Source organism: Pseudomonas sp. Je.1.5.c, assembly GCF_051129895.1.
GTDB lineage: Bacteria > Pseudomonadota > Gammaproteobacteria > Pseudomonadales > Pseudomonadaceae > Aquipseudomonas > Aquipseudomonas urmiensis.
Map to the genome: position 1 here is coordinate 1 of NZ_JBCPSP010000054.1, position 12,086 is coordinate 12,086.

General features: G+C 63.3%; 16 protein-coding genes. 10 read left to right on the top strand and 6 right to left on the bottom strand.

Annotated features, from left to right (window positions below):
* Positions 1 to 80 precede the first annotated feature (80 nt).
* On the bottom strand, positions 81 to 1,079 hold the full coding sequence (locus AAZU54_RS24700) for a type IV pilus twitching motility protein PilT (RefSeq protein WP_434727787.1): 999 nt from the start codon (positions 1,077 to 1,079) through the stop codon (positions 81 to 83).
* Between the two features lie 65 nt (positions 1,080 to 1,144).
* On the opposite strand from AAZU54_RS24700, the gene AAZU54_RS24705 reads away from it, so the two are divergent.
* From AAZU54_RS24705 to AAZU54_RS24745, 9 genes are all read left to right on the top strand, one after another.
* On the top strand, positions 1,145 to 1,831 hold the full coding sequence (locus AAZU54_RS24705; protein WP_434727788.1) for a YggS family pyridoxal phosphate-dependent enzyme: 687 nt from the start codon (positions 1,145 to 1,147) through the stop codon (positions 1,829 to 1,831).
* 38 nt (positions 1,832 to 1,869) lie between these two features.
* Positions 1,870 to 2,688, top strand: a complete 819-nt coding sequence (gene proC, locus AAZU54_RS24710; RefSeq protein WP_186556559.1) for a pyrroline-5-carboxylate reductase — start codon at positions 1,870 to 1,872, stop codon at positions 2,686 to 2,688.
* Positions 2,689 to 2,698: 10 nt separating this feature from the next.
* Positions 2,699 to 3,289: a YggT family protein gene (locus AAZU54_RS24715; protein ID WP_186556558.1), complete on the top strand. Its 591-nt coding sequence runs from the start codon at positions 2,699 to 2,701 to the stop codon at positions 3,287 to 3,289.
* Positions 3,290 to 3,376: 87 nt separating this feature from the next.
* The gene (metX, locus tag AAZU54_RS24720) at positions 3,377 to 4,516 is read left to right on the top strand and encodes a homoserine O-succinyltransferase MetX (RefSeq protein ID WP_186556557.1); all 1,140 of its coding nucleotides are present in this window, start codon (positions 3,377 to 3,379) and stop codon (positions 4,514 to 4,516) included.
* Positions 4,517 to 4,523: 7 nt separating this feature from the next.
* On the top strand, positions 4,524 to 5,144 hold the full coding sequence (gene metW / locus AAZU54_RS24725) for a methionine biosynthesis protein MetW (protein ID WP_186556556.1): 621 nt from the start codon (positions 4,524 to 4,526) through the stop codon (positions 5,142 to 5,144).
* 26 nt (positions 5,145 to 5,170) lie between these two features.
* On the top strand, positions 5,171 to 5,605 hold the full coding sequence (locus tag AAZU54_RS24730) for a DUF4426 domain-containing protein (RefSeq protein ID WP_434727789.1): 435 nt from the start codon (positions 5,171 to 5,173) through the stop codon (positions 5,603 to 5,605).
* On the top strand, positions 5,602 to 6,198 hold the full coding sequence (rdgB, locus tag AAZU54_RS24735) for an RdgB/HAM1 family non-canonical purine NTP pyrophosphatase (protein WP_186556554.1): 597 nt from the start codon (positions 5,602 to 5,604) through the stop codon (positions 6,196 to 6,198). Before AAZU54_RS24730 ends, rdgB begins: the two co-directional genes overlap by 4 nt.
* Complete coding sequence (gene hemW / locus AAZU54_RS24740) at positions 6,195 to 7,409, top strand: radical SAM family heme chaperone HemW (protein WP_312156287.1); 1,215 nt, start codon at positions 6,195 to 6,197, stop codon at positions 7,407 to 7,409. Before rdgB ends, hemW begins: the two co-directional genes overlap by 4 nt.
* Positions 7,410 to 7,418: 9 nt before the next feature.
* A complete protein-coding gene (locus tag AAZU54_RS24745) occupies positions 7,419 to 7,745 on the top strand; it encodes a DUF3392 domain-containing protein (RefSeq protein ID WP_016393360.1) in 327 nt (108 codons plus the stop codon).
* A gap of 260 nt (positions 7,746 to 8,005) precedes the next feature.
* On the opposite strand, the gene trmB is transcribed toward AAZU54_RS24745, so the two are convergent.
* The 4 genes from trmB to AAZU54_RS24765 all read right to left on the bottom strand — a co-directional run bounded on the left by trmB (position 8,006) and on the right by AAZU54_RS24765 (position 10,259).
* Positions 8,006 to 8,728 (bottom strand): tRNA (guanosine(46)-N7)-methyltransferase TrmB, encoded by a 723-nt coding sequence (gene trmB / locus AAZU54_RS24750; protein ID WP_186556553.1) that lies wholly within the window; start codon positions 8,726 to 8,728, stop codon positions 8,006 to 8,008.
* 9 nt (positions 8,729 to 8,737) lie between these two features.
* A complete protein-coding gene (locus AAZU54_RS24755) occupies positions 8,738 to 9,532 on the bottom strand; it encodes a thiazole synthase (RefSeq protein ID WP_186556552.1) in 795 nt (264 codons plus the stop codon).
* Between the two features lie 52 nt (positions 9,533 to 9,584).
* The gene (thiS, locus tag AAZU54_RS24760) at positions 9,585 to 9,785 is read right to left on the bottom strand and encodes a sulfur carrier protein ThiS (protein ID WP_099814494.1); all 201 of its coding nucleotides are present in this window, start codon (positions 9,783 to 9,785) and stop codon (positions 9,585 to 9,587) included.
* A 102-nt stretch (positions 9,786 to 9,887) separates the two neighbouring features.
* Positions 9,888 to 10,259 (bottom strand): DUF423 domain-containing protein, encoded by a 372-nt coding sequence (locus AAZU54_RS24765; protein WP_186556551.1) that lies wholly within the window; start codon positions 10,257 to 10,259, stop codon positions 9,888 to 9,890.
* 64 nt (positions 10,260 to 10,323) lie between these two features.
* Here AAZU54_RS24765 and mtgA point away from each other — a divergent pair, with 64 nt between their 5' ends.
* Positions 10,324 to 11,034 carry a monofunctional biosynthetic peptidoglycan transglycosylase gene (gene mtgA, locus AAZU54_RS24770; protein ID WP_186556550.1) on the top strand — a complete coding sequence of 237 codons (711 nt, stop codon included), beginning with the start codon at positions 10,324 to 10,326 and terminating at the stop codon, positions 11,032 to 11,034.
* 155 nt (positions 11,035 to 11,189) lie between these two features.
* Here mtgA and rpoH read toward each other — a convergent pair whose 3' ends face one another.
* Positions 11,190 to 12,044: an RNA polymerase sigma factor RpoH gene (gene rpoH / locus AAZU54_RS24775; RefSeq protein ID WP_186556549.1), complete on the bottom strand. Its 855-nt coding sequence runs from the start codon at positions 12,042 to 12,044 to the stop codon at positions 11,190 to 11,192.
* Between the last annotated feature and the right edge of the window lie 42 nt (positions 12,045 to 12,086).

Here is a 12,086-nt window from a genome sequence, read left to right on the forward strand (position 1 = left end):
GCTCCTCTAGTGGGCTCCGTGACCTGAGCGCGGGGCACGCGTGGGAGCGGGCTTGCCCCGCGATAAGGTCGCTGCTGAAATCAGAGCGACTCGATGACACCCTGCGCACGCAAACACTCCAACGCCGCCTCCATCGTCTGCATCCCCGCCGCCCCACCCGCCTGCATCACTGAATACAGCTGCGCCATCCGCCCCTCGCGAATCAGGTTACGCACCGCAGCAGTGGCCACTAGCACCTCCCTGGCCGCCACCCGCCCGCCACCAACGCGCTTGACCAGCACCTGCGCCACCACCATGCGCAGCGACTCGGCGAGCATGGCCCGTACCAGCGGCTTTTCCTCGGCAGCGAACACCTCAACCAGCCGGTCGATGCTGTTGACCGCAGAACGCGTATGCACGGTGGCCAGCACCAAATGACCCGTTTCCGCAGCGCGCAACGCCAGGCGGATGGACTCAAGATCACGCAGCTCGCCGATCATGATCACATCAGGGTCCTGGCGCAGGGCACTGCGCAGGGCCTGGGCAAAGTCGCGACTATCGCGGCCAATCTCACGCTGGGTGAGCAAGCTGTGCTGGCCGCTGTGGATAACTTCGACGGGATCTTCAAGGGTGATGATGTGCAGCGAGCGCTCGCGATTGAGCCAATCGATCAGCGCGGCGAGGGTGCTCGACTTGCCACTGCCAGTTGGGCCACCCACCAGCACCAGCCCGTCCGTGCAGTGCGCAATAGGTTGAAACACATCAGCCAAGCCCAGTTCATCCAGCGTCGGCACGCCACTGGGGATCAGCCGGAAACTGGCTGCCAAGCCATTGCGCTGGCGAAACAGATTCACGCGCAGGCGACCCAGTTGGGGCAGGCTCAACGCCAGGTCGAGCTCATCGCCCGCCAGCCATTGGCGCCGCTGCTCCTGCTCCAGCCAAGGGGCCAGGCCCTCCTCCAGCTGGCAGGCCTGCAACGGCGGTAGCTGCATACGCTGCAATTGCCCATCCAGGCGCAGCATCGGTTTCTCGCCCACGGCCAGGTGCAAGTCGGATGCCCTTGCAGCTGAGGCGTGGGCCAACAGGTCAGTCACGTCCATGAGACTCCCCAAAGGCCTTCAAGCAGGTAGAATGCCGCAGACCCCTGAGCCGTCGGCATTGATCCATGTCCACCATAGCAGACAACCTTTGCGCGCTCGCCGCACGCATCAGCCAGGCAGCGCACGCCTGCGGGCGCGATCCAGCCAGCATCCAGTTGCTGGCCGTGAGCAAGACCAAACCCGCCGCCGCCGTACGCGAGGCCTACGCTGCCGGCGTGCGCGACGTCGGCGAAAACTACCTGCAAGAAGCCCTGGCCAAGCAGGAAGAATTAACCGACCTGCCCTTGACCTGGCACTTCATCGGCCCCATCCAGTCGAACAAGACCCGTGCAATTGCCGAACATTTCGACTGGGTACATTCCGTGGATCGCCTGAAGATTGCCCAACGCCTGTCAGAGCAACGCCCTGCCGAGCTGCCAGCGCTGAACATCTGCCTGCAAGTCAACGTCAGCGGCGAGGACAGCAAGTCTGGCTGCGCACCGGCCGACTTGCCGGCGCTGGCCGCTGCCGTTGCGGCCCTGCCCGGCCTGCGTCTGCGCGGACTGATGGCGATCCCCGAACCGACTGATGACCGCGCCGCCCAAGAAGCTGCCTTCGCTCGCCTGCGTGAGTTGCAAGAGCAACTCACGCTCGGCCTGGACACCCTTTCGATGGGCATGAGCCACGACCTGGAAGCGGCGATCGCCCAGGGTGCGACCTGGGTACGCATCGGCACCGCCCTGTTTGGCGTGCGTGATTACGGGCGCGCCTGAAACCATGCTTTACTCACTCTTTCCCTCAAGGACCTGACATGAGCAACACACGTATTGCCTTTATCGGCGCCGGCAACATGGCCGCCAGCCTGATCGGTGGCCTGCGTGCGCAGGGCCTGGATGCCACGCAGATCCGCGCCAGCGACCCGGGCGCAGAGACCCGCAGCCGCGTCCACGCCGAGCACGGCATCGAGGTATTCGAAGACAACGCCCAGGCTGTCGCTGGCGCGGACGTGATCGTCCTGGCGGTCAAGCCACAGGTCATGAAGAGCGTCTGCCAGGCCCTGCAGCCGAGCCTGCACGAAGGCCAGCTGATCGTTTCCATTGCCGCCGGCATTACCTGCGCCAGCCTGCAAGATTGGCTGGGCGCCCGCCCGGTGGTGCGCTGCATGCCTAATACGCCGGCGCTGCTGCGCCAGGGCGTCAGCGGCCTGTACGCGACCGCCCAGGTGTCGCCTACGCAACGCCAGCAGGCCCAGGAGCTACTCTCGGCCGTGGGCACTGCCTTGTGGCTGGACCAGGAGCAGCAACTGGACGCCGTCACGGCTGTTTCCGGCAGTGGCCCGGCCTATTTCTTCCTGCTGATCGAGGCCATGACCGCTGCTGGCGAGAAACTCGGCCTGCCACGTGAGACGGCCTCCCAGCTGACCCTGCAAACCGCGTTGGGCGCCGCACACATGGCCGTGGCCAGTGATGTCGACGCTGCCGAACTGCGCCGCCGGGTGACCTCGCCAGCTGGCACCACCGAGGCGGCAATCAAGTCCTTCCAAGGCAACGCTTTCGAGGCCATCGTGGAACAGGCGCTGCAGGCTGCGGCTACCCGTTCCGCCGAGTTGGCCGAACAATTGGGCAAATAAGGAGCTGTTGATGAATGCACTGTCCGGCGCCGCGATCTTCGTGGTGCAAACCCTGGTCAGCCTGTACCTGGTGATCGTCCTGCTGCGCTTCGTCCTGCAGCTGGTCAAGGCCGACTTCTACAACCCGCTGAGCCAGTTCGCGGTGCGCGCCACCCAGCCACTGCTCAAGCCGATCCGCCGGATCATCCCGAGCATTGCCGGCCTGGACACCTCGTCGCTGTTGCTGGCGATCCTGATCCAGGCGTTGCTGATGGCCTTCGTGCTGATGGTCAGCTACGGCACTTTCGGCGATGTCCTGCACCTGCTGCTGTGGGCGATCATTGGCATCACCTCGCTGTTCCTGAAGATCTTCTGGGTGGCGATGATCGTCATGGTGATCGTTTCCTGGGTCGCGCCTAACAGCCACAACCCTGCTGCCGAGCTTGCCTACCAGATCAGCGAGCCGGTGCTGGCGCCGTTCCGCCGCCTGGTGCCGAACTTGGGCGGCATGGACATTTCGCCGATCTTCGCCTTCCTGGCGATCCAGGTGATCCAGTCGTTCGTCATGCCGCCGCTGGCTGCCTATGCCGGCATGCCGCAAGAGCTGTGGCGGATGATTTGACCCACATCCCCCTAGCGGCAAGCCTTTGCTTGCCGCTAGGGGGAGTGCTCTTTAGACTTACGCCTCCGTCAAGCGTGAGCAGGGTCGATGTCCACTGTCCTTCCCGAAGATTCCGTCGGTCTGGTAACACCGCAGATCGCCCGGTTCGATGAACCGCTGGCCCTGGCCTGTGGCCGATCGCTGGCCAGCTACGAGCTGGTCTATGAAACCTATGGCACGCTCAACAGCACGGCCAGCAACGCTGTGCTGATCTGCCATGCGCTGTCCGGCCATCACCATGCCGCGGGCTACCATGCCGACACCGACCGCAAGCCCGGCTGGTGGGACAGCTGCATTGGCCCCGGCAAGCCGATCGATACCAATCGCTTCTTCGTGGTCAGCCTGAACAACCTCGGCGGCTGCAATGGCAGCACCGGTCCGAGCAGCGTCAACCCGGCCACCGGCAAGCCCTATGGCGCCGACTTCCCGGTGCTGACCGTGGAAGACTGGGTGCACAGCCAGGTGCGCCTGGCCGACCGCCTGGGCATCGGCCAGTGGGCTGCGGTGGTCGGCGGCAGCCTGGGTGGCATGCAGGCGCTGCAATGGACCATCACCTACCCGGATCGAGTGCGTCACTGCGTCGACATCGCCTCGGCGCCGAAACTGTCGGCACAGAACATCGCCTTCAACGAGGTGGCGCGCCAGGCGATCCTCACCGACCCGGAGTTTCACGGCGGCTCGTTCCAGGACCAGGGTGTGATCCCCAAGCGCGGCCTGATGCTGGCGCGCATGGTTGGCCACATCACCTACCTGTCGGACGACTCGATGGGTGAGAAATTCGGTCGTGAGCTCAAGAGCGACAAACTCAACTACGACTTCCACAGCGTGGAATTCCAGGTCGAGAGCTACCTGCGCTATCAAGGTGAGGAGTTCTCCGGGCGCTTCGACGCCAACACCTACCTGCTGATGACCAAGGCCCTGGACTACTTCGACCCGGCCGCAGCGCACGCTGGCGATCTTGCCGCGACCCTGGCCCACGTTAGCGCCGACTACTGCATCATGTCGTTCACCACCGACTGGCGGTTCTCGCCGGCTCGCTCGCGGGAAATCGTCGATGCCCTGATGGCGGCGCGCAAGAACGTCTGTTACCTGGAAATCGACTCCCCCTACGGGCACGATGCCTTCCTGATCCCCACGCCTCGCTACATGCAGGGATTCTCGAACTACATGAACCGCATCGCCATCTGAGGACAGCATGAGAGCCGACCTGGAAATCATCCACGACTGGATCCCCGCCGGCAGCCGGGTACTTGACCTTGGCTGCGGCAACGGCGAGCTGCTGGCTTCGTTGCGCGACCGTAAAGGCGTTACCGGCTACGGCCTGGAAATCGACGCCGACAACATCGCCGCCTGCGTGGCCAAGGGCGTCAACGTCATCGAGCAGGACCTGGACAAAGGCCTGGGCAACTTCGCCAGCAACAGCTTCGACGTAGTGGTCATGACCCAAGCGCTGCAGGCCGTCGAGTATCCCGACCGGATTCTCTCGGAGATGCTGCGAGTGGGCCGCGAGTGCATCATCACCTTCCCCAACTTCGGCCACTGGCGCTGCCGTTGGTACCTGGCGACCAAAGGCCGCATGCCGGTCTCGGACTTCATGCCGTATACCTGGTACAACACGCCGAACATTCACTTCTGTACCTTCGCCGACTTCGAGAACCTGTGCCACGAGCACCGCGCCAAGGTCCTCGACCGTTTGGCGGTCGACCGTTTGCACCGTAATGGGTTGGGCGGGCGGGTATGGCCTAATCTTCTAGGTGAGATCGGCATCTATCGCCTCAGCAGCCCGGGCCTGACGGAACATCAGGTCGCGGTCTGATCTGCCCACCCCGGAGGAATGGCACCATGCGTCGTCTAGCTCTTTTCCTGATCAGCCTGTGCCTGGCCCTGCCAGTGCTGGCTGCCGATGCTGCCAAGCCTGAGCGCAAGCAGGACTTCGGCGACGTCACGGTGCACTACAGCGCCTTTACCTCGAGCATGCTGCAGCCAGAGATCGCCGCCGCCACCGGCCTGACCCGCAGCAAGAATCAGGGCGTACTGAACATTGCCGTGCTCAAGGCCGGCAAGCCGGGCATCGCGGTGGTCAGCGGCACCGTCAAAGACCTGACCGGACGCAGCAGCCCTCTGTCGTTCAAGCAGATCGCCGACCAGGGCGCGGTGTACTACATCGCGCAGTTCAAGATCGACCAGGCAGAAACCCTGACCTTCGACTTGAACATCGAGACTGGCGGCGTCAGTCACAAACTCAGCTTCAACCAGGAAGTGTTCCCAGGCGAATGATGAATTTCCAGCAACTCGTATTGGCCAGCCATAACGCTGGCAAGCTCAAGGAGCTCCAGGCCATGCTCGGCGCGTCCGTGCAGCTGCGCTCGATCGGTGAATTCAGCCAGGTCGAGCCGGAAGAGACCGGCCTGTCGTTCGTCGAGAACGCCATCCTCAAGGCCCGTAACGCTGCGCGTATTTCCGGCTTGCCGGCGCTGGCCGATGACTCGGGGCTGGCGGTGGACTACCTTGGCGGCGCACCCGGGATCTACTCGGCTCGCTACGCTGACGGCAAGGGCGACGCGGCGAATAACGCCAAGCTGCTCGACGCCCTCAAGGATGTCCCGGACGATCAGCGCGGCGCGCAGTTCGTCTGCGTCCTGGCCTTGGTTAGGCATGCCGACGACCCGCTGCCTATCCTCTGCGAAGGCCTGTGGCACGGCAGCATCCTGCATGCCGCCAGCGGCGAACACGGCTTTGGCTATGACCCGCTGTTCTGGGTTCCGGAGCGCGAGTGCTCCAGCGCCGAGTTGAGCCCTGTCGAAAAGAACCAGCTCAGCCATCGCGCCCGCGCCATGGTCCTGCTGCGTCAGCGTTTGGGACTGGCATGACCGAAAAGCCGTCCATCCAGCTGCTCCACCCCGGAGCGGCTGGGGCCAGTCTGCACGTGCCACGCCTGGCGCTGCCGGAACTGCCGCCGTTGTCGCTGTACATCCATATCCCCTGGTGCGTGCGCAAGTGCCCCTACTGCGACTTCAACTCGCACCAGGCCGGCCCACAGCTGCCAGAGGCTGAATACGTCGACGCGCTGCTGGCCGATCTCGATCAAGAGCTGGCTGCCGTTCAGGGCCGAGCGATCAGTTCGATCTTCTTTGGTGGCGGCACGCCGAGCCTGTTCAGCGCCGATGCGCTGGGGCGCCTGCTGCGCGGAGTGGAGCAACGTATCCCGTTCGCTGCGGATATCGAGATCACCCTGGAAGCCAACCCCGGGACCTTCGAGCAGGACAAGTTCAAGGCCTACCGGCAGACCGGTATCAATCGGCTGTCGATTGGCGTGCAGAGCTTCCAGCCAGCCAAGCTTCAGAAGCTGGGCCGCATCCATAATGGCGACGAAGCAATTCGAGCAGCCGACATGGCCCGTGCAGCGGGCTTCGACAACTTCAACATGGACCTCATGCACGGCCTGCCTGAGCAGTCGCTGGACGACGCCCTGGGCGACCTGCAACAGGCCATCGACCTCGGCCCCACGCACTTGTCCTGGTACCAGCTGACCGTGGAGCCGAACACGGTGTTCTGGAACCAGCCACCGGAGCTGCCCGAAGACGATATCCTCTGGGATATCCAGGAAGCCGGCCAGGCGCTGCTCGCCCAGCACGGCTTCGCTCAATACGAAGTCTCCGCCTACGCCCAGCCAGACCGGGCAGCGCGGCACAACCTCAATTACTGGCGCTTTGGCGACTTCATCGGCATTGGCGCGGGTGCCCACGGCAAGCTGTCGTTCGCCGATGGGCGCATCCTGCGCACCTGGAAGACCCGCCTGCCCAAGGACTACCTGAACCCGGCCAAGCCGTACAAGGCTGGCGAGAAGCTGCTGCCAGTCGATGAGCTGCCGTTCGAGTTCCTGATGAACGCCCTGCGCCTGACCCACGGAGTGGAAGCCGAGCTGTTCAGCCGCCGTACCGGCCTGCCGTTGGAGCAGCTTGCCCAAGCCCGTCGTGAGGCCGAACAAAAGGGCCTTTTGCAGGTCGAACCGGATCGACTGGCCGCGACCCCACGCGGCCAGCTGTTCCTCAATGACCTGCTGCAGTATTTCTTGACCTAAGGATGACCCATGGACCTGGTACTTGACCTGCTTGCGACCGTATCGCGCTGGAGCCGCAGCAATTTGTCGGAGATTTCCCTGGCACTGGTAGGCTGCCTGCTAGTGCTGTTCGGCACTGATATCAAGGCATGGGTAGAACAGCGTCTGGGCGGCCTGGCTGGTGCGCTGCGCGTGCCGTTCATGGCACTGCTGGTAATGATCGGCAGCGGCGCGGCGCTGATCTATGCGACGCCGTGGGTGGTGAAGGGGCTGAGCCAGTTCAACAACTATGCGCTGGCGCCGGTGCTCTTGGTGGTGCTGGTGTTGATTGGCGTGGTGGCTGATCGGCGGGGATGAAGCCAGCGCGCGGGATAGGCCAACGCCAACCCCTGTAGGAGCGGGCTTGCCCGCGAAGAGGCCGGTACATACCCATTGATGTAAGGCGAGGGCTTTGCCCTCGTTCGCGGGCAAGCCCGCTCCCACAAGAGCCAACTCAATCAGTTAGCTGGCATTGATTCTGCTGAGGCCGGATCAAAAAAAACCGCCCCTCGCAGGGCGGTTTTTTACTTGCACTACAGCAGGTTCTGCCATCCAAAGACCGGCTTGCAGCCCAGCGATCAGCTCAGCTTCTCGAACTTCAAGTCCCACACCCCATGCCCAAGTCGCTCGCCGCGGCGTTCGAACTTGGTGATCGGGCGTTCTTGCGGGCGCGGCACATAAGCACCATCTGCCGCCTGGTTGCGGTAGCCCGGCGCGGCGCTCATCACTTCCAGCATGTACTCGGCATACGGCTCCCAGTCGGTAGCCATATGGAATACACCGCCCGGCTTGAGCTTGCGTCGCACCAGCTCAGCGAACTCCAGCTGGACGATCCGGCGCTTGTGGTGGCGCGCCTTGTGCCATGGGTCGGGGAAGAACAGCATCAACCGATCCAGGCTGTTGTCGGCCACACAGCGGTTAAGCACTTCGATCGCGTCGCAGTCGTACACACGCAGGTTCTTCAGACCCTGGGTCAGCACGCCATTGAGCAGCGCGCCGACACCTGGACGGTGGACTTCGACACCGATGAAGTCCTGCTCAGGCGCGGCAGCAGCCATCTCCAGCAGCGAATGGCCCATGCCAAAGCCGATCTCCAGGGTGCGCGGCGCCGAGCGACCGAACACCTGGTCGTAGTCCACTGGGCTGTCAGCCAGGGGCAGGATGAACAGGGGGCCGCCCTGGTCCAGACCACGTTGCTGGCCTTCGGTCATGCGCCCGGCGCGCATCACGAAACTCTTGATGCGGCGGTGTGGGCGCTCTTCGCCGTCAGCGGTGATCGGCGTTTCTTGCGATTCAGTCATCAGGGGCTCTTACTTGATCAGACCATCCAGCGGCGACGAGGCGCTGGCATAGAGTTTCTTCGGCATGCGCCCGGCGAGATACGCCAGACGACCAGCTACGATTGCATGCTTCATGGCTTCAGCCATCAACACCGGCTGCTGAGCGTGGGCAATGGCGGAGTTCATCAGCACAGCCTCACAGCCCATTTCCATGGCAATGGTGGCGTCAGAGGCGGTACCCACGCCTGCGTCGACCAATACCGGCACCTTGGATTCTTCGAGGATGATCTGCAGGTTGTACGGATTGCAGATGCCCAGGCCGGTACCGATCAAGCCTGCCAGCGGCATGACCGCGATGCAGCCGATCTCGGCCAATTGACGGGCAATGATCGGATCGTCGCTGGTGTAGACCATCACGTCGAAACCGTCCTTGACCAGCACTTCGGCGGCCTTGAGGGTTTCGATGACGTTAGGGAACAAGGTCTTCTGGTCGGCCAGTACTTCGAGCTTGACCAGGTTGTGGCCATCGAGCAGCTCGCGGGCCAGGCGGCAGGTACGCACGGCTTCGACCGCGTCGTAGCAGCCTGCGGTGTTCGGCAGGATGGTGTAGCGATCTGGCGGCAGCACGTCGAGCAGGTTCGGCTCGCCCGGATTCTGGCCAAGGTTGGTGCGGCGCACAGCAACGGTGACGATCTCGGCACCCGAGGCCTCGATGGCCAGGCGGGTTTCTTCCATGTCACGGTACTTGCCGGTGCCGACCAGCAGGCGCGACTGGAAAGTGCGCCCGGCCAGGGTGAAGGGCTTGTCGCTACGAACGTTGCTCATCTGTGTTCCTCTGGAAAGGTTGCGGGGCGTTCAGTGAATTGCCGGGGCAGGCTTAGCCGCCACCAATGGCATGGACCACTTCGACCTGGTCACCCTCGCTGAGCTGGGTGCTGTCGTGCTGGCTGCGCGGCACGATATCCAGGTTGAGCTCCACCGCCACCCGGCGACCGGTCAGCTCCAGCCGAGCGAGCAAGGCGGCAACGCTCTCGCCAGCGGGCAATTCGTAGGGTTCACCGTTCAGTTGAATGCGCATGCGCACGGCCACCATTGTTCTTTGGGGCCCGCATTCTAGCCCCGATCCACCGTTGAACCCAAGGGTGGCGGGCACCATTAGTCGCGATTGTGGACCAGTCGGTCAGCCCAGACGCCAGGCTGCCAGGCCCAGGCACAGCCAGCCCGCGAGCAAGCACAGGCCACCGATCGGGGTAATGATGCCCAGCTTGCCCAAGCCGCTCAGGGTCAACAGGTACAGGCTACCGGAGAACAGCACGATCCCCAGGGCGAACAGACCGCCGGCCCAGCCCACCAGGCGCCCCGGCAGGTGCGCGGCGAGCAGCGCAACAGCAAAGATCGCCAAGGTATGCACCAGTTGATAGGTCACACCGGTATGAAAGATGGCCAGGTACTCGGCGCTGAGGCGGTTTTTCAGACCGTGGGCAGCGAACGCACCCAGGGCGACACCGGTGAATCCGAAAAACGCGGCGAGCATCAGGAAGCTGCGAAGCATGGGACGACTCCTCGGAAGGGGTCTGTATAATGGCCCCTTCCATCGGTCCGGCCAAGCCATCGCCATGCTGTCATCTTTTTTCCGCCGCGTCGTCCGCGCCCTGCTCTGGTTTGCTGCTGGCAGTATCGTGCTGGTTCTGGTGCTGCGCTGGATACCGCCACCGGGCACGGCGCTGATGGTCGAGCGCAAGGTGCAGTCCTGGTTCAGTGGCGAGCCGATTGACCTGCAGCGCGACTGGGAGCCGTGGGAGCGCATTTCCGATGACCTGAAAGTGGCGGTGATTGCCGGCGAAGACCAGAAATTCGCCAATCACTGGGGCTTTGACATTCCAGCGATCCAGGCCGCACTGGCGCATAACGAGCGCGGTGGCAACATTCGCGGGGCCAGTACCTTGACTCAGCAGGTGGCCAAGAACCTGTTCCTGTGGTCGGGGCGCAGCTGGTTGCGCAAAGGGCTGGAGGCCTGGTTTACCGCATTGATCGAGCTGTTCTGGTCGAAGGAGCGGATCCTTGAGGTGTATCTGAACAGCGTCGAATGGGGGCCAGGGGTGTTTGGCGCCCAAGCGGCGGCGCGTTATCACTTTGGCGTGGATGCCAGCCGCCTTACTCGCCAACAGGCTGCGCAATTGGCGGCGGTGCTGCCGAGCCCACTCAAGTGGAATGCTGGCCGGCCCAGCGCCTATGTCGCGAGCCGGGCGGGGTGGATTCGGCGGCAGATGAGCCAGTTGGGCGGCACCAGCTATCTGATGCAGCTGGAGGCTTCACGGGGGCCTTGAGGCTCTATCGCGGGGCAAGCCCGCTCCCACGATCTGTCCGGCACGTTCAGTCTCTCGTGGGAGCGGGCTTGCCCCGCGATAGCACTAGCACTGCCCCAAAAAAAAACCGCCTGCCCCGTAAGGGACAGGCGGTTTTTTAACAGCCTGGCAACCAATCAGATGGCAATCAGCGCCTTGACCTTGTTCATCGCGTTCTTCTCCAGCTGACGAATACGCTCAGCCGACACGCTGTACTTCTCTGCCAGCTCATGCAGCGTGGCCTTTTCTTCGGCCAGCCAGCGCTGATAGAGGATGTCCCGACTACGCTCGTCCAGGCCACTCAAGGCCTCGTGCAGGTTGCTGGTGGAGTTGTCGCTCCAGTCGGCATCCTCAAGCTGCATGGCCGGGTCGTAGCGGTGGTCTTCCAGGTAATGCGCAGGCGACTGGAAGGCGCTGTCGTCATCAGCCTCTGCGGCCGGATCGAAAGCCATGTCCTGACCGCTCAGGCGGCTTTCCATCTCGCGGACTTCACGTGGCTCGACGCCGAGGCTCTCGGCAACCCGATGCACTTCGTCGTTGTTCAGCCAGGCCAGGCGTTTCTTCTGGCTGCGCAGGTTGAAGAACAGCTTGCGCTGGGCCTTGGTGGTAGCCACCTTGACGATGCGCCAGTTGCGCAGGATGAATTCGTGGATCTCGGCCTTGATCCAGTGCACCGCGAAGGACACCAGACGCACGCCCATTTCCGGGTTGAAGCGTTTTACCGCCTTCATCAGGCCAACGTTGCCTTCCTGAATCAGGTCGGCCTGGGCCAGCCCGTAGCCGGCATAGCTGCGCGCGATATGCACGACGAAACGCAGGTGGGCCATTACCATTTGCCGAGCGGCCTCAAGATCCTGCTCGTAAAAGAGACGCTCGGCCAGTTCACGCTCCTGCTCGGGCGTCAGCAGGGGAATGCTGTTGACCGTGTGCACATAGGCTTCCAGGTTTGCCCCGGGAACCAAAGCATATGCAGGTTGCAACGAAGTGGTCATTCAAGAACCTCCGACTCACTGGACTCGTGCCTTGTGGGCACT